At 67.6% G+C, this 21,526-nt stretch carries 20 protein-coding genes and 1 tRNA gene; 13 read left to right on the top strand and 8 right to left on the bottom strand.

The features are described from left to right. Window positions 1-137 precede the first annotated feature (137 nt). Together ON38_RS27795 and ON38_RS27800 are read right to left on the bottom strand one after the other, a co-directional pair. Window positions 138-1,424, bottom strand: a complete 1,287-nt coding sequence (locus ON38_RS27795) for a lipase family protein (RefSeq protein ID WP_039828012.1) — start codon at window positions 1,422-1,424, stop codon at window positions 138-140. Between the two features lie 393 nt (window positions 1,425-1,817). Beyond that, window positions 1,818-1,891 (bottom strand) — tRNA-Ile (locus ON38_RS27800). 132 nt (window positions 1,892-2,023) lie between these two features. Here ON38_RS27800 and ON38_RS27805 point away from each other — a divergent pair. From ON38_RS27805 to ON38_RS27815, 3 genes are all read left to right on the top strand, one after another. After that, the gene (locus ON38_RS27805) at window positions 2,024-2,473 is read left to right on the top strand and encodes a nitroreductase family deazaflavin-dependent oxidoreductase (RefSeq protein WP_039828013.1); all 450 of its coding nucleotides are present in this window, start codon (window positions 2,024-2,026) and stop codon (window positions 2,471-2,473) included. A gap of 1,038 nt (window positions 2,474-3,511) precedes the next feature. Further along, window positions 3,512-4,024, top strand: a complete 513-nt coding sequence (locus tag ON38_RS27810) for a UCP032817 domain-containing protein (RefSeq protein ID WP_039828034.1) — start codon at window positions 3,512-3,514, stop codon at window positions 4,022-4,024. 126 nt (window positions 4,025-4,150) lie between these two features. Then, a complete protein-coding gene (locus ON38_RS27815; protein ID WP_085995499.1) occupies window positions 4,151-4,825 on the top strand; it encodes a VTT domain-containing protein in 675 nt (224 codons plus the stop codon). A 24-nt stretch (window positions 4,826-4,849) separates the two neighbouring features. On the opposite strand, the gene ON38_RS27820 is transcribed toward ON38_RS27815, so the two are convergent. Continuing rightward, on the bottom strand, window positions 4,850-6,385 hold the full coding sequence (locus ON38_RS27820; RefSeq protein ID WP_039828015.1) for an aldehyde dehydrogenase family protein: 1,536 nt from the start codon (window positions 6,383-6,385) through the stop codon (window positions 4,850-4,852). 221 nt (window positions 6,386-6,606) lie between these two features. Between ON38_RS27820 and ON38_RS27825 the strand changes: the two genes are divergently transcribed. From ON38_RS27825 to ON38_RS27835, 3 genes are read left to right on the top strand one after another with little or no spacing between them, the layout of a single operon-like run. Beyond that, entirely contained in the window at window positions 6,607-7,065 is a 459-nt protein-coding gene (locus ON38_RS27825) for a DNA-binding protein (protein ID WP_039828016.1), read from the top strand. Continuing rightward, window positions 7,065-7,538 carry a Zn-ribbon domain-containing OB-fold protein gene (locus ON38_RS27830; protein ID WP_039828017.1) on the top strand — a complete coding sequence of 158 codons (474 nt, stop codon included), beginning with the start codon at window positions 7,065-7,067 and terminating at the stop codon, window positions 7,536-7,538. The genes ON38_RS27825 and ON38_RS27830 overlap by 1 nt, the downstream gene beginning before the upstream one ends. Further along, on the top strand, window positions 7,531-8,601 hold the full coding sequence (locus ON38_RS27835) for a thiolase family protein (RefSeq protein WP_039828018.1): 1,071 nt from the start codon (window positions 7,531-7,533) through the stop codon (window positions 8,599-8,601). Before ON38_RS27830 ends, ON38_RS27835 begins: the two co-directional genes overlap by 8 nt. Here the strand turns inward: ON38_RS27835 and ON38_RS27840 are convergent, their stop codons facing one another. After that, on the bottom strand, window positions 8,602-9,822 hold the full coding sequence (locus ON38_RS27840) for an RNA-guided endonuclease InsQ/TnpB family protein (protein WP_039828019.1): 1,221 nt from the start codon (window positions 9,820-9,822) through the stop codon (window positions 8,602-8,604). Window positions 9,823-9,919: 97 nt separating this feature from the next. Between ON38_RS27840 and ON38_RS27845 the strand changes: the two genes are divergently transcribed. The 5 genes from ON38_RS27845 to ON38_RS38290 all read left to right on the top strand — a co-directional run bounded on the left by ON38_RS27845 (window position 9,920) and on the right by ON38_RS38290 (window position 13,920). Then, window positions 9,920-11,080, top strand: a complete 1,161-nt coding sequence (locus ON38_RS27845; protein ID WP_039828020.1) for a thiolase family protein — start codon at window positions 9,920-9,922, stop codon at window positions 11,078-11,080. A gap of 240 nt (window positions 11,081-11,320) precedes the next feature. After that, window positions 11,321-12,520 (top strand): thiolase C-terminal domain-containing protein, encoded by a 1,200-nt coding sequence (locus ON38_RS27850; protein WP_039828021.1) that lies wholly within the window; start codon window positions 11,321-11,323, stop codon window positions 12,518-12,520. Window positions 12,521-12,530: 10 nt separating this feature from the next. Further along, a complete protein-coding gene (locus tag ON38_RS27855; RefSeq protein WP_245564271.1) occupies window positions 12,531-13,268 on the top strand; it encodes a TetR/AcrR family transcriptional regulator in 738 nt (245 codons plus the stop codon). Window positions 13,269-13,378: 110 nt separating this feature from the next. Beyond that, window positions 13,379-13,657 carry a type II toxin-antitoxin system Phd/YefM family antitoxin gene (locus ON38_RS27860; protein WP_039828022.1) on the top strand — a complete coding sequence of 93 codons (279 nt, stop codon included), beginning with the start codon at window positions 13,379-13,381 and terminating at the stop codon, window positions 13,655-13,657. A 29-nt stretch (window positions 13,658-13,686) separates the two neighbouring features. Further along, window positions 13,687-13,920, top strand: coding sequence for a type II toxin-antitoxin system RelE family toxin (locus tag ON38_RS38290; RefSeq protein ID WP_039828023.1), 234 nt, complete (start codon window positions 13,687-13,689; stop codon window positions 13,918-13,920). Between the two features lie 13 nt (window positions 13,921-13,933). Here ON38_RS38290 and ON38_RS27870 read toward each other — a convergent pair whose 3' ends face one another. Together ON38_RS27870 and ON38_RS27875 are read right to left on the bottom strand one after the other, a co-directional pair. Further along, the gene (locus ON38_RS27870; protein WP_039828024.1) at window positions 13,934-15,523 is read right to left on the bottom strand and encodes an AMP-binding protein; all 1,590 of its coding nucleotides are present in this window, start codon (window positions 15,521-15,523) and stop codon (window positions 13,934-13,936) included. Between the two features lie 154 nt (window positions 15,524-15,677). Then, window positions 15,678-16,601, bottom strand: coding sequence for a LysR family transcriptional regulator (locus ON38_RS27875; RefSeq protein WP_039828025.1), 924 nt, complete (start codon window positions 16,599-16,601; stop codon window positions 15,678-15,680). 85 nt (window positions 16,602-16,686) lie between these two features. On the opposite strand from ON38_RS27875, the gene ON38_RS27880 reads away from it, so the two are divergent. Then, complete coding sequence (locus ON38_RS27880) at window positions 16,687-17,523, top strand: oxidoreductase (RefSeq protein ID WP_039828026.1); 837 nt, start codon at window positions 16,687-16,689, stop codon at window positions 17,521-17,523. A 724-nt stretch (window positions 17,524-18,247) separates the two neighbouring features. Further along, window positions 18,248-19,417 (top strand): cytochrome P450 family protein, encoded by a 1,170-nt coding sequence (locus ON38_RS27885; protein WP_306306702.1) that lies wholly within the window; start codon window positions 18,248-18,250, stop codon window positions 19,415-19,417. A gap of 181 nt (window positions 19,418-19,598) precedes the next feature. Here ON38_RS27885 and ON38_RS27890 read toward each other — a convergent pair whose 3' ends face one another. Both ON38_RS27890 and ON38_RS27895 read right to left on the bottom strand, forming a co-directional pair. Further along, window positions 19,599-21,194, bottom strand: coding sequence for an aldehyde dehydrogenase (NADP(+)) (locus tag ON38_RS27890; RefSeq protein WP_039828027.1), 1,596 nt, complete (start codon window positions 21,192-21,194; stop codon window positions 19,599-19,601). After that, window positions 21,194-21,526 (bottom strand): dihydrodipicolinate synthase family protein (locus ON38_RS27895; RefSeq protein WP_039828037.1); only part of this gene is annotated, 333 nt, incomplete at its 5' end. The genes ON38_RS27895 and ON38_RS27890, both read right to left, overlap by 1 nt.

Raw genomic sequence — 21,526 nt, forward strand, 5'->3', positions numbered from 1 at the left:
GCGGAGACCGCCCCTGGACCGGCCACGGCCGGGAAAAGTACCGGAATGCACGCGGTCAGCCGAGAATGCGTGACAGTGGCAGGCCTGTGCTGCCGGTCGGGTTGTCGGATTCCGGAATCGGCGGTGCCTCCGCGGAATCAGGGTAGGGCGGCGCAATTGACGGGGGCCGGTACGTCGGCGAGGCGATCGGTCACCCACTGCTGCGAATTGGCCAGGGACGGGAAGAACGCCACATCGTGGGTGCCCAGCATTCCGGCGGAAATGGGGGGCAGCCCCGCGTCGGACTCGAGATGCACGGCGGCGCCGCCACCACACCAGCTCGCGGCCATGGCGTGCACGGCCGGATACGGGGCCCCCTCATCGTGCCTGGCCGAGTAGATGCGCACCGGCACCGCGGGGGCGCTCCCGCCGAGCCGCTGCTCGTCGAATGCCCGCTTCAGTTCCGGTGAGCCGTCGATCACGGCCGTGAGCGGCAGCCCGCTGGTGGTCCATTGCGTCGTGTTCTGCGGTTGCGTGAAACTGCTGGAGAGTCCGCCGCATTTGCCGATCGCCGCGTTCATGATCCCCTTACCGGTGTCGTTGAGCGCGGCGTCGAGCACCGGACGGGTCTCGGGATAGTCGGCGGCGATACCGTTGACGATCCATGCGATGGCCGTGGCGACACCGGGGCGGCCGTCGAAGCGCGCGATGTAGTCCTGGGGGCTCACCAGGGGCCCGCCCACATAGGCGCCGCGCACGTTCAGGTCGGGGGCGTACTTCGGTTGCAGCTCGGCCGCCGCCGCGGAGGCCATACCGCCCTGGGAGTAGCCGTACAGCACGACCGGCGAGTTCGGACCGAGGCCGGTCTCGGGCAGCCGCAACGCGGCTCGCGCGGAGTCGAGTACCGCGTAGCCCTGCGTCTTGCGGTTGAGGAAGTTGTGGATACCCGGCGCGGCGAGGTCGTGATAGTCGGTGATCACCACTCCCATACCGCGAGCGAGCAGCTGATAGATCGCGATGACGTCGTACTCGAAGATCATGTCGGCCGGCGGCTGGAAGCGCACCACCTGCGACACCATCGCCGAGGGCGCGCACTCGGGGCCCTGCCCCTGGGTGCCGCCGGCGTATGCCACCAGCGGGCGATCCCCCGGGCCGGTCCACGGCGTCAGCGGCTCCAGGTACGTGCCCACCACCGTGGTCGGCGCGTCATGGGTATCGCTGCTGGCATAGGTGAGGCGTGTCGACCTCGCCGGCACCGTCCCGGGTATCCCGGGGGCTGCCGCCACCACTTGCGACGCTTCGGCACGGAGAATGTCGCCCCCGCTGCCGTGGGACTGTAGCGGGGCAGGTTGCGCCCACGCCGGCGGTGCGGCGATCGCCCCACCACCCGCGGCGATAAGGGTTCCTGTCAACACTGCGACCCAGGCACGTTTTTCGCTCTTCATACCGATCCTTCATGCGTGTGGTTCATCCAGGGCAGGTGTCGAGCCGAAAGGCACGATCGCCGCAGACGCAGCACGACACTGCTGGTCAGCAGACCATTAGCAGAAAACGGTGACGCTTCGATACAACAGCCAGATCGAATACCGCAGGGCACTTCGTGGTGCCGAGGCCACAGCTTAAGCCATACGACCGGCGCACGCCCGGAAGCCGCCGCTTCGATTCGGTAGCTGTCGAGGTGAGGGGCGCGCTCGGTCTCCCCCACCGGGCACCGTGACCGCGCCGGTGGCCCCGCTTCGTGGACGAATTGCGCCGGCGTATCGGTGGCCGGACGACACACCGGACAGGCGGGCACGAGCTCCGGCACCACGAGATCGACGCCGTGTCCCATGACTGTGTGGGGCGGGTGGGGCTCGAACCCACGACCAATGGATTATGAGTCCACGGCTCTAACCGACTGAGCTACCGCCCCTGGTCGCGACCTGAGGTCGCAAGTGTCGGATGCTACCCGGTCGACGTGACAGGGGCCAGTCGATCGGGATCGGGGGGTGGGCGCCGGGTGCCTGGCTAGGCTGGGGATCGTTGCCGGAGCGGAGGAGGGCGCGTGGCGAAGCTGTTCGTGCGGGCATTGCGGGCGCATCAGTGGCTGTACGAGAAGAGCGGCGGGCTGGTGGGGCATCGGCTGCTGTTCGGGAATCCGACCCTGCTGCTGCGGACCGTGGGACGCAGGACCGGGCTGAAGCGGACGTCGGCACTGACCTACGCCAGGGACGGGGCGGATTATCTGGTCACAGCGTCCAACGGCGGATCGCCGCGGCCGCCGGGATGGCTGGCGAATCTACGCGCGCGGCCGGAGTGTGAGATCCAAGTCGGGCGGCGCGCGTTACCGGTTCGGGCCCGGGTCACTCTGCCCGACGATCCGGAGTACGCGCGCCGCTGGGGGTTGGTGGACGCCGTGAATCAGGGCCGATACAGCGAGTACCAGCGGAAGACGAAGCGTCCGATTGCTGTGGTCGTGCTATCGCCCGCGAATGGTGCGGGTCAGTCGGAGTAGCTCTCCGAGCCGACCCGCGCACGTTCTCTCCGGGGACGGAGGTCCTCCGGGGGACGGCTGGCGAGATGGACGACGGAGGCAACGAGAATCAGGATTGCGAGCACTACCAATGCGGTAACCACGGCAGGCACAGTAACGATTTCCCGCGGGCCGTGGCACCCGAGAACGCTCTATGGTGCGCGCGCCACACTCGGCCAACCGGAGACCGTTTCGCCGGATATGACGGATTTACGCATACTCCCGCACACAACCGGACAATTTCGGTTTCGACCCGAAAGTCCCTGACGGGGTGTGAAATTGCGCAGTTCCACCGATACCGAATCGGTATGAGTCCAACACGCCGTGCGGTTCCCATCCATGGGACGAGGTGCAGGAAAGTCCCAATCGAAGACACATAATTTGTGCAGTCCCACAACCCCTTCGGGCCATTCGGCGCGAAATATTAAACGCTACTTCAAGTTACAGCCACATGCTTCGGTAATGGTTCGAGCCCTTGATATTTCGTCTCGCACCCGTGCTTCCGGCAAGGCGGCCGAGCCAGTGGCCCCGGCCCGGCCGGCTAGGACGACGAACCACCGCCACAACTGCTACCACCGCCACAACTGCTACCACCGCCGCAGCTACTTCCTCCGCCGCAGCTACTTCCTCCGCCGCAGCTACTTCCTCCGCTTCCACCACCCGAGCCGGTGTCGCCGTGATCCCAAGGAGCCGAACCGCTGTCACCGGATCGGTGAGGGGTACCGAAATGGTGACCGCCCGAATAGGCGCCTCCCGAGTAGTAACCTCCGGATGTCCCCGAGGGCCGGTTTCCGGTCGCCTTGACGATCGCGTAGATTATCCCCGCCACCGAGCCGACGCACAGCACGCCGAACGCCAGCAGAACGATCACCGCGAACAAGAGATCCATTTCCCAACGGTATCGGCGAATCCGCGCTGCGCATATACGGATTCACCGGGTGGATGCCGAGAGCGAGCCGCGCGCGGGCGATCGCGATCACGGTGGTGCCATCGGATTCCACACCGGGCGATAATGGCACGGTGTTCACTTTTGCCGTATCCCGGCGCCGCCGCGGTATCGATCCGGACGCCGTAGCGCACGCCGTCGGCGAGCTGGAACTCCCCGACGCCGTGTTCAAGACCTGCCCATGGCAGCCGCGGGCGCTCATCGAAACCGGACTGCGCCAATGGCTGCGCTGCTGCGGACCGGCACTGGCCGACGGGCAGGTGATCGGGATGCCGTCACATGCGGTGGACGAGGCATGGCACGGCCTGATCCTGTGCACCGAGCGGTACGCGCGATTCTGCGACCGTGCCTACGGGCGGTTCCTGCACCACCACCCGGACGGTGCGGGCCCGGCCACCGGGGAGCCGGTGGATACGGCGGGCCGGCTGGGCCGGACCGTGGTGGCGTGGTCGCTGGTCGCCCGGCCCGGCGAGCAATGCCTACTGTGGGACCTCGACTCCCGGGTGGGGGTGGCACACCCCTGGGGCATTCCGGCGGATCGGGTCAGGGGGATAGAGGAATCCTTACGCCAGGCTCGCGCCCACTGAAAGGCTACCGTTCCGCTATACCCTCACCAATCGGGCAATCCGGATGAACCCGACGCACTTCCCTGCGGTATCTTCGGCGGGGTGAGTTACTCAGCCGTCGCAGCGGCCACCACCGAACTTGCCCTGATGCCGGGTTTTCTGGACCCGGTGAATCTGCTCAATTCGTTCGGCACCTGGGTACTGCTGGGTCTGCTCGTCGTGGTGTTCATCGAGTCGGGCCTGCTCTTCCCGCTACTGCCCGGTGATTCACTGCTGTTCACCGCGGGACTCATCGCGGCCTCCAAATCGGCGGAGATCGAACCCTTCGCGCCGATCGGGGTGCTGCTGGTGCTGATCCCGCTGGCGGCCATCGCCGGTGACCAGGTGGGGTACCTGATCGGCGCCAAAGGCGGCACCGCGCTGTTCAAGAGCGACGACGCGAAGATCCTGAAAAAGTCCTATCTCGACGAATCGCACGCGTTCTTCGAGAAGCACGGGCCGATCACCATCGTGCTCGCCCGGTTCGTGCCGATCGTCCGGACCTACGCACCGCTGGTCGCGGGCGCGGCGAAGATGAAGTACTCGGTGTTCCTCACCTACAACGTCGTCGGCGGCGTGCTGTGGGGCGCGGGGGTCACCATGCTGGGCTACCTGCTCGGCCAGATCGCGGTCGTACGCGACAATGTCGACCTGATCTTCCTGCTCATCGTGGCCGTGTCGGTGCTCCCGATCGTCTGGGAGGTGGTCAAACGATCCCGCGCCGGGCGGCGGAAATCCGAGGCCGCGGGCGAGGACGAACCCGCCGATCACCCGGCCGCCTGAGGGCTCAGGCGGCCGGGTGACCGGTCAGCACACCAGACGGCGCAGCAATTTGTTGCCGAACAGGGTGGCGATGGTCTTCTCCAGCGTGGCGGCGGTGGCCTCGCTGTAGGGATACCAGATGTTCTCCTTCTTCAGGCCCCACCGGTCCAGCAGCACCGGTTGCGGGTGCGCGAAGCCGCGCAGCGCGTCCCGGCCGTTGACCAGGCCCAGACCGCTGTCCTTGCGGCCACCGAAGGGCGCCTCGGCGACGCCGTAGATCACCGACGCGTCGTTCTGCACCACCGACCCGGTCTTGAGCTGTTTGGCCAGCCGCACGACCTTGGCCTTGTCCTTGGTGAACACGCTGCCGCTGAGACCGTACTGGCAGTCGTTGGCCATCTTCACGGCCTCTTCCTCGTCCCGGACGCGCATGATCGCGACGATCGGGCCGAAGGTCTCCTGCTGCATGATGTCCATATCATGGGTGACGTCCACGACCACCGTCGGCTTGAAGAACACACCCTCGGCGGTATCGGATTCACCGCCGAGCAGGATGGTGGCGCCCTTGGCCTTGGCGTCCTCGACGTGCTTTTCCACGATCTCCAGCTGCCGGTCCCAGAACAGCGGGCCGACGTCCTTGCCCACCGCGCCGTAGGTCACCTCCGCGGCACGTTTGCGCACTTCTTCGATGAACCGGTCGGCGATGCTGTCCACCACGTAGATCCGCTCGACGCCGACGCAGACCTGACCGGTGTTGAACATCGACAGGTACACCGCGCCGAGCGAGGCGCGGTCCAGGTCGGCGTCGGCGCAGACGATCATCGCGTCCTTGCCGCCGAGTTCGAGGGTGACCGGGATCAGCCGGCTCGCGCAGGCGGCGGCGATCTTCTTGCCGGTGCCGACACTGCCGGTGAACGAGATCTTGTCGATATCGCCGTTCACCAGTGCCGCGCCGGTCTCCCCGTCACCGTGCACGACCTGCAGGACATCCTCGGGGACACCCGCCTCGTGCAGCACCTTGACCGCCCACTCCCCCGAGTGCGGGGTGACCTCGGACGGTTTGAGGACCACCGAGTTGCCGGCCAGCAGGGCCTGGGCGATCGGGTTCAGCGAAAGGATGAACGGGCCGTTCCAGGGCGTGATCACGCCGACCACGCCGAGCGGCTGATAGTTGATGACGAGTTTCTTCAGCGGCAGCATGTAGCCGTGCAGGCGGCGCTTCTCGTCGGCCAGATCCTTGGTGGCGCGGCCGCTCCAGTAGTTCAGGAAGTCGCAGGCGGGCACCATTTCCACGGCCAGCGCCTCGACCCGCGGTTTGCCGGTCTCCTGCATCACCGTTTCGACGATCTCGTCGCGCCGGGCCAGTAGCACCGAGACCGCGTTGCGGATGATCGCGGCGCGTTCCGCGACCGGCCGGGCGGCCCAGCCGGGCTGCGCGGCGCGCGCCGTGGCCAGGACCGCGGCCACATCGTCGGCCGTGCTCACCTCGATCTCGCCGACGCGTTCGCGGGTCGCGGGGCTGCGCAGCTCGAGCCGCCGGCGTCCGTCGGCGGTCGGCTCCAGCTGTTCAACGATGGCCATGGTGATCTCTCCTCACCGGAGGAATTGGAACAGGTTCTACTCGAATTCGGAGCTTACGTCATGCGCGCGGGCGACGCACCGGGGATCGCCCGAACAAGTCCGGACTACCTACGATGCCGCTATCAACCGATTCAATCAAGTGATTGACACGGGGCCGCCGCGCGGGACACCATCGACACGCGGTCCAGTGCCGGACCGCGCCCCCGATCGGCAGGAGACCGATGACAGCCGAGTCCCCGGACGCGAGTCTCACCGCGCCCTACAGCATCGAATTCCCGTACAACCGGACGGTCGGCGAGAAGATCGGCACGTTCCTCGGCGGTCTGCGCGACGGCGAACTGTACGGGGTGCGCACCGCGACCGGTGCCGTGCTCTGCCCGGCCCTGGAGTTCGACCCGGCCACCGCGGCCCCCACCGGCGAGCTGGTTCGCCTGGCGCCCTCCGGCACCGTCACCCACTGGACCTGGGTGCCCACCCGGCCCGGCGACGAGATCGCGGCCGACCATTTCGCCTGGGCCCTGATCACCATCGACGGCACCGAGGGCGGCCTCTTCCACGCCGTCGACACCGGCGGCGACCCGTCCCGCCTCGTCGCGGGCCTGCGGGTGGCACCCCGCTGGCGCGCCGAACGGGTGGGCAGTATCCGCGATATCGTCTGCTTCGAACCGGTGGAGGCGTGATGAGCACCCTGCCCACGCCCGTGGAATCGTTCACCAGCCCGCACAAGGTGGATTACACCTTCGTCGCCGGAACCGGCCGCTCGGCCTTCCTGCGCGGGTTGAAGGAACGCCGGTTGCTGGCCCGCCGCTGCCCGACCTGCGAACGCGTGTACCTGCCCTTCCCCGAATTCTGTTCGCGCTGCCTGGCCGAGCTCTCCGCGCCGTTCGAACTCGACGGCACCGGCGTGGTGAAAACGTTCTGCGTGGTGAATTTCCCGTTCCCGGGCCAGGTGATCGACCCGCCGTATCTGGTGGCCTATATCCAGGTCGACGGCGCGGACACCACGCTCATGCATCTGATCCGGGACGTCGAACTCGCCGATGTGCACATCGGGATGCGCGTGGAACCGGTGTGGTGCGCCGAGGAGGACCTGGACACATCCATGAACAGCATCCGCTATTACCGGCCGGTCGCAGGAGGTTCCGATGCGTGATATCGCGGTGGTCGCATTCGCGCAGTCGCCGGCGATGTCCGCCGACCGGCACGACGATATGGCCGAGATCCTGCTGCCGGTGATGCGCGAGGCGCTCGGCTCGGCGGGTATCGATCGCACCGAGGTCGATTTCTGGACATCGGGCAGCCATGATTTCCACGAGGGCCGGACCTTCGCCTATATCGAATCGCTCGACGCGGTGGGCGCGTGGCCGCCGATCTCGGAATCACATGTCGAGATGGACGCGGCCTGGGCCGCCTACGAGGCGTGGTCGTGGCTGCAACTCGGCGAGGGCGAGATCGCGGTGGTCTACGGTGTCGGGCGCGGATCGCTGGCCCACGATCTCGACCAGGTGACCGCCACCCAGCTCGACCCGTACTTCCTGGCTCCGCTGCGGCCGCATCAGGACGCGCTGGCCGCGCTCCAGGCGCAGGCGCTGATCGCCGCCGGGGTACTGGACGAGAAACAGCTGGCCGAGGTGGTGGTCCGGGCGCGGGCGGGCGCGGTGGGCAATCCGGGCGCGCAGGTGTCCGGGGAGTTCACGGTGGACGAACTGCTGTCCGCGCCGTATCTGGCGGCGCCGCTGCGTGAACACGACCGGGGTCCGATCGGCGACGCCGCCGCGGTCCTGGTGCTGGCGGCCGGGGATACCGCGCGACGGCTGGCGCGGCGCCCGGCCTGGCTGCGCGGCGCCGATCACCGGATGGACAGCCACTATCCGGGAACCCGCGATCTCACCCGCGTCGACACGGTGACGCTGGCCGCGGCGAAGGCCGCCGAGCAGGCCGGATTCGCGGCCCGCGAGGTGCAGATCGCCGAACTGCACACCGAGTACAGCTATCAGGAACCACTGCTCGCGCAGGCACTCGAATTATCCGGGGCCACGATCAATCCCGGGGGCGGGCCGCTGGTCGCCCGGCCCACCACCGCCACCGGACTCATCCGGATCGGCGCCGCGGCACAGCACATCCTGACCGGTCGCGCGGACCGCACACTGGCGCACGCCACCAACGGGCCCGCGCTCCAGCAGAACATGATCTGCCTTATGGAGGGAGACCGTTGACTACTCCCTCCCCAGAAGAGCAAGGATTCCAGGACTTACGTCCGGGATTTCCTGTTTCAGCGGCGATTGCCGAAGGGAGGACCCTTGCGGTCTGACATCGCCTCCGCAGGCGTTTCGTGTCTCCGCCAGCCCGGCGGCGACGAGAATGTTCTTCGCGGCATTGATATCCCGGTCATGCCAGGTGCCACAGCCCGGACACGTCCAATTACGGGTCCCGAGCGAAAGCGCGGCGAGCAGATACCCGCACGTGCTACAGGTTTTCGAACTGGGATACCAGCGGTCGATCACCACGAACCGGCGACCGGCACGCTCAGACTTGTATTCCAGCATCGCCCGAAATTCCGTCCAGCCCAGTTCGCTGATCGACTTCGCCAGCCGACGGTTACGCACCATGCCCGATACGTTGAGATCCTCGACCGCGATGGTGTCGAACCGCCTGACCAGCGCCGTCGAGGTCTTGTGCAGAAAGTCGCGGCGTGCGTCCCGCACCCGAGCATATTTGCGTGCCACCCTCACCCGTTGCTTGCTACGGTTGCTCGACCCCCTACGGGTCCGAGCCAGACGCCGCTGATGTCGCCGCAGCCCCCGCTCATAACGGGCCATATGCCGCGGGTTGGCTATCCGCTCTCCGGTGGACAGAACCGCAAAGTCTTTCACCCCGAGGTCGACGCCGACCAGCTCACCGGTTACGGCAGCTGGGGCAGGATCTGGCCGGTCGACGGCAAAGGACACGAACCAGCGACCGTCCGGTTCCTGGGACACAATCACCATGGTTGGATTCAAGTTGGCGAGGTCGAGGTCCGGCCAGGTCCAGACGATCGGCAGCGGAGATCGGGTCTTCGCCAGCCACAACGAACCGTCCTTGATACGGAATGCCGACCGAGTGAAATGCGCAGACTGGCGGCCGTTACGGTTCTTGAACCGGGGATATTTGGCTACGCCTTTGAAGAACGCTGCGAAGGCCGAGTGCTGGTGGCGCAGGGATTGCTGCAGCGGTACGGACGACACCTCGGACAAGAAGGCCAGTTCCGCGCTTTTCTTCCACTGCGACAGCGCGGCGTCCGTTTCGGTGTAGGAGGTGGGCTTCTGCTCGTGGGTGTAGCGGCGTTGCCGGTCGGCAAGGGTCTTGTTCCACACCAAACGTACGCAGCCGAACGTGCGACGCAGCAGCATCGCCTGTTCGACATTCGGATAGGCCCGGACCTTGTACGCGGTTCGCACGCCAGTCAACCACAGCAACCAACAGCTTGTGTAAGAACTGTGCGTCTCGAGCGCGGCCCCTTCTCCCACACCTTGAAGAGCAGGGCATCCTGAGAGGATTGCAGTGAAATTAGCCGTTGTTGGTATCGGACAGAGCAAACAGGCCAAGAAGCGCAAGGTCACCATCGGTGCGATGGTGCGCGAAGCCGTCGACGAGGCAATGGCCGACGCCGAACTGGAATTCGGCGATATCGATGCCGTCGTGCTGTCGAAGACGCCGGACCTGTTCGACGGGGTGATGAATCCGGAGCTGTACCTCGCCGACGCAATGGGAGCCCGCGGGCTACCGGTGACCCGGGTGTTCACCGGCGGCAGCGTCGGCGGGCACGCCGCCATCTACGGCGCCCATCTGGTGCAGGCGGGTCTGGCCCGGCGGGTGCTCGTAGTCGCGTATTCCAAGGAATCCGAGGGCGATTTCACCTGGGCGCTGTCGCGCGGGCTGCCCTTCAGCGCGCAACTCGGCGCGGGTGCGGGGGCGCATTTCGCGCCGGTGATCCGGGAGTACATCCGCCGGTCGGCGGCACCCGAGCACATCGGCTGGCAGATCGCGGTCAACCACCGGCTCAATGCCACCCGGAACCCGTACGCGCATATCCAGTTACCGGATATCACGGTGGAGCAGGTGCGCGAATCCCGGATGCTCTGGGACCCGATCCGTTTCCTGGAATCGTGCCCGTCCTCGGATGGTTCGTGCGCGGTGGTGATCACCGGGGAAGACGACGCCCACCACACCGGCCGTCCGCCCGCCTGGATCCACGGCATGTCGTGGCGTACCGAGACCGGTCATTTCGCCGGGCGCGACGAAGTGAACCCCGAGGCCGGGCGGCAGTGCGCCGCCGAGGCGTACCGGCAGGCCGGGATCACCGATCCGGCCCGCGAGATCGATACCGCCGAGCTCTACATCCCCTACAGCTGGTTCGAGCCGATCTGGCTGGAGAACGTGGGCCTGGCCGAAGTCGGCCAGGGCTGGAAGGTGGTGGATTCCGGCCGTACCGCGTTCGGCGGGGAACTGCCGATCAATCCGTCCGGCGGGGTGCTGTCCGGAAATCCCACGGGGGCGACGGGTCTGCTGCGGTTCGCCGAGGCGGCCATGCAGGTCCGCGGTACCGCGGGCGAGCACCAGGTCCCGGACGCCCGCCGCGCCATCGGCCACGCCATGGGCGGGGCGGCGCAGTTCCACGCGCTCTGGGTGGTCGGCGCCGAACCGCCGATTTCCTGACCCGGAGGTTCCGGCGACATCGGCCGGACCCCCACCGCATCGGCCCGGCACGGGCCACCACACTTCCGCAAACCGCGGGACCGCACGAGGCGAGGAGAGAGCAGATGATGCGATACCGCCGCGATCGCTGCGGCCTCCGCGGACCGCGTGTGTCAGCTACCGAGGAGCGATCGTGATGCGATACCTCCGCCTCCGCTACGGCCTCCGCGGGCCGCATGTATCAGTTTTCGAGGAGAGATAATGACCGGACGGGTGTATGTCGCCGGGGTCGGGATGACCAAGTTCGAGAAGATCCAGTCCCGGGACTGGACGTATCCGGAGATGGTCGCCGAGGCGGTAGGCCAGGCGCTCACCGACGCCGGAGTCGGTTACGACCAGGTGCAGCGCGCCGCCGTCGGGTACGTCTTCCAGCCGTCCACCGCGGGACAGCGGGCGCTCTACGATATCGGGCTGACCGGTATCCCGATGGTCAACGTCAACAACAACTGCGCCACCGGGTCCACCGCGCTCGTGCTCGCCCGGGAATGGGTGCAGGCCGGTCTGGCCGATATCGTGCTCGCGGTCGGGTTCGAGCAGATGACCAAACAGGCGATGTCGGGCGACGGCACCGTCCCGAAGGTCACCACGGTGGACCGGCACATGGACGCGCTGAAGGCCGCTGCCGGTTTCGGCCACGCGCCGATGACCGCCCAATTCTTCAGTGCGGCAGCGGTCGAGCACATGCAGCGGTACGGGACCACCCGTGAACAGCTGGCCCGGGTCGCGGTGAAGAACCACGAACACTCCACCCGCAACCCCAAAGCCCAGTTCCAGGACGCCTACACCCTGGACCAGGTGCTCGGCGACAAACTGGTCTCCGATCCGCTGACCCGCTCCCAGTGCTCCCCCATGTCCGACGGCGCCGGCGCGGCGGTGCTGGTGAGCGAACGCTACGTGCGCGAACACGGTCTCGATCGGGCGGTGCCGATCCTCGCCCAGGAACTGGTGACCGATACCGGCGCCTCGTTCGAGTCGGGATCGATGATCGATGTGGTGGGCGCACCCATGGCGCGTATCGCCGGCCGGAAGGTACTGGAGACCGCCGGGGTGGGTATCGACGATATCGATGTGCTCGAACTGCACGACTGCTTCTCCATCAACGAGCTGCTCACCTACGAGGCGCTGGGTCTGTGCGGCGAAGGCGAATCCGGCGCGCTGGTGGAGTCGGGGGCGACCACCTACGGCGGCCGCTGGGTGGTGAACCCGTCGGGTGGGCTCATCTCCAAGGGGCATCCGCTCGGCGCCACCGGGCTGGCACAGTGCACGGAACTGGTCACCCAGGTGCGCGGTGCGGCGGGTGCGCGTCAGGTGGACGGCGCCCGGCTCGGGCTCGCCCACAATCTCGGGCTCGGTGGAGCCTGCGTCGTGACCCTGTACGGTGCGCCGGACACGGTCTCCTAGAGTTCCGGTCATGACGAGAAGCCGGGTGCGGTCCGGGCGGGCGATGTCCTCGCCCGCCGCATCCCCGCGCCGGGGTCCGGCCGCGGCCCGCGGCGCGGCCCGCCCGGACCCCGGCCCCGGGCACTCCCCCGAGGCCGGTCTTCCCACCGATCAGCGCCTGATCCTGGCCGCCGAACGCCTCTTCGCCGAACGCGGGATCGACGCGGTCTCCCTGCGTTCGGTGATGGCCGAGGCCGGCGCGAACGTCGCCTCCGTGCACTATCACTTCGGTTCCAAGGACGCCCTGGTCGACGCCTTGATCAGCCGCCGCAGTGAACAACTGCACACCCGGCGCGCCGAACTGCTGGACGCCGTGGAGGCCGCCGGCGCACCCGATGCCCGCGCACTGGCCGACGCCTTCGTCCGCCCCGTCGGCGAACTCGCCGCCGCCGGCGGCACACCGTGGATCCGGCTGGTCGCGGGCATCATGAGCGGTAACCATCCCGCCCTCACCAAACTCACCGAGGGATTCGCCCCCCAGGCCCTGCGATTCAACGCCCTGCTGGAGCAGACCGCCCCCGGCGTCGCGTCCCGGACCATCCGTTTCCGCCTCACTCAGGCCATGAACCTGACCTTCCAGACGCTCGGCGACCCGGACGGTCTGCGGGGCATGCTGGCGCTCAGCGGAACCCGGCTCTCCCCCGACGAACTGCTCACCGAACTGATCGATACCGTCACCGCGATCCTCACCGGGCCACCGGACCGCTGAGGTCCTCGCCGACCTGCTCGGCGCGCGCTATCACCGATAGTGGACCCACTGCGGCACCTGGGGTCTGTTCAACTCGCCGGGCGGTACCCACAGACGTGTACATTGCGGCCATGAACGATCGGCTGAGCATTCGCGAAGCCCGCGCACAACTACCGACTGTGGTCGATGCCGCCGCTCGCGAAGGACACGTCACCGTGATCACCCGTGGCGGTGAGCCGGCAGCCGCTGTCATCCCGTTGTTCATGCTGGCCGAGCTCGAGGGGTGGGAAGATGCGCAGCTGGAGCGTATGGCGGACGAAGCACTTGCCGAAGCGGGTGAGCCCGAACGGATCACCCTGGGACAGATGATGGACGAGATCCTCGCTGCGGGAGACGACACCGTGGCCTGAAGTACGAATCTGCTGGATCGCTACCGCCAGTGGCGCCGCGATCCGTTCCCCAGGAGGACGCGTTGCGCCTTCTGGCCCGCACGACTTCATCGGTTGCGGATCCATATCGGAACGACGCCGGTTCGGATACCGAAGCATCGACAGGTCGCCCCGGGTTCCGCCCGAGGGTGGGCAACTACCGCCTCGTCTACGAGGTCGACGACGGAAAGGCTGTGATCCTGGTGATCTCCGCGCGCCATCGACGAGAAATATACGAGCGGTAGTTGCCCGGCGGCCTCAGTTGACCTGCCGACCCTCACCCCAGTACTGCGCCCGCAGCGCTTTCTTGTCCGGTTTACCGAGCGGGCTGACCGGGATGCTCTCGGCGAAATCGACGGTTTTCGGGGTGTAGACCGCCCCCTTGCGGTCCTTCACGAGGGCCTGCAATTCCTCGACCGGCACCGACTGCCCGTCGCGCAGGACGACGACCGCCTTGACCGCCTCGCCCCACTTGTCGTCCGGCACCCCGATCACGGCCGCGGCGCTCACCGCGGGATGCGCCGACAGCACGTCCTCGACCTCACGGGGGTACACATTGAACCCGCCGGAGACGATCATGTCCTTCTTGCGGTCGACGATGTAGAGGAAACCCTCCTCGTCCTGCCGGGCGATATCGCCGGTGTGCAGCCAGCCGAATTCGGTGGCCTCCGCGGTCTGTTCGGGTTTGTTCAGGTACCCGTTCATCACCAGCGGGCCCCGGACACACACCTCGCCCGGCTCGCCCTGGGGCACTTCGTTGCCCTTCTCGTCGAGCAGCGCCACCGACAGCCACGGCACCGGACGGCCACAACTGGCCAGCCGCTCGGGCTTGTTCAGGTCGTGGTCGGCGCGGCGCAGCACCGAGATGGTCATCGGGCTCTCGGCCTGGCCGTAGAACTGGAAGAAGATGGGACCGAACTTCTCGATGGCCTCGGCCAGCCGGGTCGGGGAGATCGCGGAGGCGCCGTAGAACACCGTCTGCAGGCTGGACAGGTCGTACTTGTCGAGGTCGGGGCTGTCCAGCAGGGCGTAGAGCATGGTGGGCACCAGCATGGTCGCGGTGATCTTGTACTTCTCGATCGCCTCGAGCACCTTGGCCGGGTGGAAGTACGGCAGCACCACGATCGAACCGCCCTGTTGAGCAGTGGGACCCCAGAACGCGGCGCCCGCGTGGCTCAGCGGGGTGCACACCAGGAACCGGACCTCGTCGGGCCACTCCCATTCGGTCATCTGGATGCGCAGCATGGTGGTGCTGCCGCGGAAGCTCATCTCCACGCCCTTGGGCTTACCGGTGGTGCCGCCGGTGTAGGCCAGGCTCATGGTCGCGTTCGGATCCACCTGCGGACCGCGCACCCGCTCGGGGGTGAACCCGGCGGCCAGTTCGATGAGATCGGTCCCCGCCTCGGACGAGCCGAACGAGAACAGGTTCCGCAGCCCGGGCACCTTGTCGCGCAACTGCGCGGCACGTTCGTCGAAACCGCTCGGGTCGTAGATCAGGGTTTCCACGCCCGCGTCCTCGAGGACGTAGGCGTGATCGTCGAGCGAGCCCATCGGGTGCAGTGCCATGGCCCGCGACCCGTTCACGTTGTTGGCGCCCTGGGCGAAGATAACCTCCGGGCGGTTCGCCGAGAGGACCGCCACCGGGGAGCCCACGCCCAGTCCGGCCGAGGCCAGCGCCTGGGCGAACCGGCTGATCTGATCGCGCACGTCGCGGTAGGTCAGGGTGGCGTCGTCGATATGGACCGCGGTGCGGTCGGCATATCGCTCGAGAGCTTTGCCCAGCAGGTCCACCGCCAGTGGCTCGCGGTGTAGCAGGGCGGCGTCGTCGACGTGCGGTTCAGTGTTCATTCGTCTGCCTTTCGGGCCGGCCCGTAGCAGTGGACCGGCGAAAATCGACCGGCGCTCCGGCGCGGTCACGGGCCGCGGGCACCGCCACATGGCGCCGCGGCCCGTGAACCACCCACGGGGCTCGCAAACCGCAAAAACTATAACACGTTCTATTTTATTTTCGAGGCGAATCCATCGGTCCCCCGGCCGTCCCGGCGAGAGCCGACCGGCACGCCGCCACATAACCGCGCACCAACGGCCGGATATCGTCGCGCCGCCAGGCCAGGGCCAGCTCGCTCGGGCTCAGCCCGCCGACCGGCCGCACCACCACACCCTCGTGAGCCACCAGCGGCGCGTTACCCGCCGCCAGCAGCACCACCCCGTCGCCGCCGCGCACCGCTTCGTAGGTCTCCTCGGTACTCGCGATCTCACCACCGATGACCGGGGGCCGGCCACCGCGTTCGTCGACCGCGAGGAAGTGGTCGCGCAGCGCCCGGGCCGATTCCGGGAGCGCCAGGAACGGTTCGTCCAGCAGTTCCGCGAACTCCACGACATCGCAGCGGGCGAGGCGATGGGAATCGGGCAGCGCCACCACCCGGGGTTCGCGAGCCACGACCACCCATTCGTACCGGTCTGCACCTGCCAGCGGTAGCCAGACGAACGCCACATCGGTGGATCCGTCGGCCAGCCCGGCGGTCGGATCGAGCCAGCCGATCTGACGCAGAACGGGTTTGGCGGCGGGATGGGCCGCCGTGAACCGGGCCCGCACCGCCGGGAGCAGGCCACGGCCCGGGCTGGTACTGATACCGATGGCCAGGGTGGCCCGTTGCCCCGCCTTGGCGGCTTCCACATCGGTGTACGCCGCCTCCCACGCGGCCAGCAACTGCCGCGCATGCGGTAGCAGCGCCTCCCCCACCGGAGTGAGCCGCACCGAACGCCCGTCCCGGTCGAACAGCGGCGCGCCCAGTTGCTGCTCGAGCGCCCGGATCTGCTTGCTCAGCGCGGGCTGGGAGACGAACAGGCGTTCGGCGGCGCGGGTGAAATTCAGCTGCTCGGCGACCGCCGCGAAGTAGCGCAGGTCCCGACCGTGCACGTCCATAACCAACGGTTATCACACCGGGTCTTGGACATCACCCCGGCACTGGATCAGGATCGTTGTCGACCCACGAATCGAGGAGAACGCAGTGAGCAACCCGAAGATCTGGCTGGTGACCGGAGCGAGCAGCGGCTTCGGCCGCGCGATCACCGGGGCGGCGATCGACGCCGGCGATACCGTGATCGCGGTGGCACGCCGCACCGCCGCCCTCGACGACCTCGTCGCCGCCCATCCAGACCAGGTGGAAGCGCTGGCGCTGGACGTCACCGATACCGAGCGCATCGAGACGGCGGTCGCCGATATCGTCGCCCGCTACGGCCGGATCGACGTACTGGTCAACAATGCGGGCCGCACCCAGGTAGGCGCGGTCGAGGAAACCACCGACCGCGAACTGCGCGACCTTTTCGACCTGCACTTCTTCGGACCCGCCGCACTCACCCGCGCGGTACTGCCGCATATGCGCGCCCAGCGGTCCGGCGCGATCGTCATGATGAGCAGTGTCGGCGGGCAGCTGTCCTTCGCGGGCTTCTCCGCCTACAGCGCCACCAAGTTCGCGCTGGAAGGTTTTTCCGAGGCACTGGCCGAGGAGGTCGCGCCGTTCGGGATCGATGTACTGATCGTCGAACCCGGCGCGTTCCGGACGGGACTCTTCGGGGCCGGGGCGGCGTATTTCAGCGCCGAGAACGAGGTCTACACCGAGACGGCGGGCGCCACCCGGCGGATGGTCGAGACGGGAGACGGGACCCAACCCGGCGATCCCGCCAAGGCGGCCGCCGCCATCCGCGCCGCACTGGACGCCGAACGCACACCCCTGCGCCTTCCGCTCGGCGCGGACGCCGTGGACGGGATCCTGGATCACCTCGACGCGGTGCGCACCGACATCACGGAATGGGAAAAGATCACCCGGGCCACAGCTTTCGACTGAGATCGCGCCCGCGAGTACACCGCCCGAATCCGACACCCCGGCACCTCGAGGCGGATCGCCACGCGATCTCGGCACGCGCTAGGTGTAGTCCCCCGTGAGGTCGTGAACACGGGGAACTACACCTGTTGTTCCCCGGGACGTCGTGGCCGGGGACGTGAGATCGGTACCCACCCCGGACGGGCAGGACGAGAACATGTTTCTTGCCGAGCATGGGAAACCGAGGACCGTTGCCGAACGGTAGCGTGCGCGAACCGAAAGTTGCTGAAAGCAAAGGGCTCTGATGGCAATCGATCAGATGGAATCACTTGCCGGGCGTTCACCGTCCCACGACGAGCATGTGAGAGCGTCGCGAATACTTGCCGTCGGGTTGCGGTCGCTTCGGCCGAGGGGCGGCGCATCGGCGACAGTTCGCGCAAGATACCGCGCCGGCAGTCGGCCGCGTTGATCGACGCCGAGTAACAAACCCTACCGGGCGGTGATCTCCGCGGTCACGCCCCGAGCCTGTGTCCAGCGAGCACCATCGAACAATGAGACACGTCTTCCTGGATGTGTCCCGCACCGACCGGTAGCGAGACCGGCAGCCGCTTCGTCCTATTCCGTGTGCACATGTCGAACAACCTGGAGTTGCCCTGTGTCTCTTCCCCCTTCGCTGGAATCGCCACTGTCCTTTGACGGCGGCACCATAACGCCGAGTTCAGTGATCGATGGTGAGACGCGAGTAGCTTTGTACACCAGGGAGTTCGCCGCGGACCCTCAGCGCGTCTACGGAGAGCTGAGAGCCCGCTACGGATCACTGGCCCCGGTGGAGATCGCACCCGGCGTTCCGGCCACCCTCGTGGTCACCTACGCGACAGCGAAGCGGATTCTGCACGATCCCGAGCACTTTCCGGCCGACCCGCGGGCCTGGCAGGCGAACGTGCCGCTGGACTGTCCCGTCCGGCCGATGTTGCAGTGGCGGCCGAACGCGCTGCGTAATACCGGAGCTGCCCACGCCCGGCTGCGCTCGGCGAATACTTTCGCCCTCGACGGAATCGATCTGCACGCCGCACAGGCATTGGTGGAGAAGATCGCGGTGCCGCTGATCAACGGCTTCTGCGCCGCCGGACAGGCCGATCTGCTCGCGCAGTTCGTACACCCCCTGGTCTTCGAGGTACTCAACACTCTGGTCGGCTGCTCGCCCGAGATCGGGTCGCGTGTGGCGCGGGGAATGGCCGCCGTATTCGACACTTCCACCGATGCCGAAGCGGGCAACGTGACACTGGAATCGGCGCTGTACGAGCAGACCATGCGCAGAATCGCCGATCCCGGTGACGACATCACCACCCGCATGATCGCGCACAGCGCGGAACTGACCGAGGAGGAGGTGATTCACCAACTGGTCGTCATATACGGGGCGGGAATCGAGCCGACGGTCAACCTCATCCTGAACACTCTGCGGCTCATGCTGACCGACGATCGATTCGGTGGGGGCATGGTCAGCGGTAGTCTCTCGACCGGCGACGCGCTGGAGGAGTTGCTGTTCACCGATCCACCGCTGGCGAACTTCTGCTTCAGTTATCCACGGCAACCGATTCTCATCGATGGTGTGTGGCTTCCCGCGCATCAGCCTGTACTGATCAGCATGTCCGCGTGCAATAACGATCCAGCAGTGCACTCCGAAGATTTCACCGCCAACCGGTCGCATCTCGCTTGGGGTGCCGGCCCCCACGTCTGCCCGGCCAAGGATCTGTCCTCGACCATCGCCCGTGCGGCGATAGATCAACTGCTCGATGCGCTCCCGGAGATGGAATTGGCGGTGCCCGCTGCGGACTTGCAATGGCGGACCGGGCCGTACCATCGTTCCTTGGCATGCTTGCCTGTGACGTTCGAACCGACTCCGCCGATGAGGGCGTGAAGCGCTGCCATCGGCACCGACGCGATCATCGTGTGCCTCGGAATCTCGGTGCTCGCCGAGACCGAGCCGGGGCACACCGGCACAGGTGTTCCCCGTTTCGCCGCCGGCCCGCGATCCCGGGAAACCCGCCGCCGGCCCCGTCTCCGATGACGGGGCCGCGCCCATACGACAACTGACGTGATCAGTCCCGCGTGACCGCCCCATCCACCCGGCGCCAGATACCGAGCGGGTTCTCCACGCGGATCTCGTCGGCGAGTAGTTCCTCCGGCACGTTCTGGTAGCTCACCGGGCGCAGGAAGCGTTCGATCGCGCGAGATCCCACCGAGGTGGTGGCCGGGGCCGTGGTCGCCGGGAAGGGGCCGCCGTGCACGACCGCGTGACCGACCTCGACACCGGTGGGCCAGCCGTCGAAGAGCACCCGCCCCGCGATCAGCTCCAGTTCCCCCAGCAGCGGGCGGGCGATCGCCCGGTCGGCGGCGGTGGCGTGCACGGTGGCCGTGAGCTGGCCCTCCAACTCCCCGGCCAGTGCCAGCAGCTCCGCGGTATCGGCGGCACGCACGATGATCGAACTCGGCCCGAACACTTCATCCTGGAGGGCGCGATCGGCCCGGAAGCGCTCGGCGGTGGTGACGAACAGATGCGGATCGCCGGAACAACTCGTCGCTCCCGCGGTCCCGATGGCGGCCAGCCGCACTCCCTCGGTACCGGTGAGGCGCTCGACACCGGCGCCGAACGACGACGCGATCCCCTTGTTCAGCATGGGCGCGCCGGACGCGGCACCGACCGCCGTCGTGGCCGCCGCCACGAATTCGTCGGCGCCGGGTCCGTCGGCCAGGAAGACCAGTCCCGGGCTGGTGCACAGCTGCCCGACCCCGGTGGTCAGCGAGGCGACGAATTCCGCGCCCAGGCTCGCGCCGCGTTCGGCCAGTGCGCCCGGCAGTACGAAGACCGGGTTCACGCTGGACATTTCGGCGTATACCGGGATCGGTACCGGCCTGGCCGCGGCGGCCGCGGCCAGCGCCAGGCCGCCCTGCCGGGACCCGGTGAAGCCCACCGCGCGGATATGCGGGTCGCCGACCAGCGCCAGGCCGGTTTCCACACCACCGTGCACCAGCGCGAAGGTCCCCTCCGGCAGACCGTGCGCCCGGACCGCCGCGAGCACCGCCCGCGCCACCAGTTCGGAGGTGCCGGGATGCGACGGATGCGCCTTGACGACCACCGGTGCGCCCGCCGCCAGCGCGGAGGCGGTGTCACCACCCGCGACGGAGAAGGCCAGGGGGAAATTGCTCGCGGCGAACACCGCCACCGGTCCCACCGGGATACGGCGCTGGCGCAGATCGGGTTTCGGTAGCGGCGTCCGCGCCGGATCGGGCCGGTCGAGCCGGGCGCCGGTCCAGCTGCCCTCTCGCACCACCTCGGCGAACAGTCGCAACTGGCCTGTGGTGCGGCCGATCTCCCCGCGGATACGCGCTTCGGGCAAGCCGGATTCGGCGATGGCCCGCTGCACCAGTGTCTCGCCCAGTTTCTCGATCTCCGTGGCGATACCGTCCAGAAACGCGGCACGCCGGATGAAGCCGGTGGCCCGGTAGCCGGCGAAAGCCGCCCAGGCCGCGGTCGCCGCCCGCGCCACGGTGGCGGCGTCGGCTGCGTGGAATTCCGGTTCGAGTACGGCGCCGGTCGCCGGGTTCACCGCACGGAAGGCCCCGCCGGTCCCGGGGACCTCGATGTCGCCCAGCAGGTTCGCGCCGGTGAGGTGTGCGGTCTCGGTGCCGGTCATCAGCTCACCTTCTTCACGAGGTCGGCCAGTTCGGCGATTTCGGTCTCGTCGAGATCGGTCAGCGGGCTGCGCACCGGACCGGCCGGGCGGCCGATGACCTTCATCCCCGCCTTGATGATGCTCACCGCGTAGCCGGGTTTGCGATTGCGCAGGTCGCAGTACGGGATCACGAACTCGTTCAGCGCGTTCAGCACGAAGGCGTTGTCGCCGCGACGCAGGGCGCGGTAGAAGTCGAGGGCGAACTCGGGCAGGAAGTTGTAGATCGCCGAGGAGTAGGTGGTCACGCCCAGCGCCAGGTAGGGCAGCGCGAACATCTCCGCGGTGGGCAGGCC

The organism is Nocardia testacea NBRC 100365 (assembly GCF_000308775.1).
GTDB classification, from domain to species: Bacteria; Actinomycetota; Actinomycetes; order Mycobacteriales; family Mycobacteriaceae; genus Nocardia; species Nocardia testacea.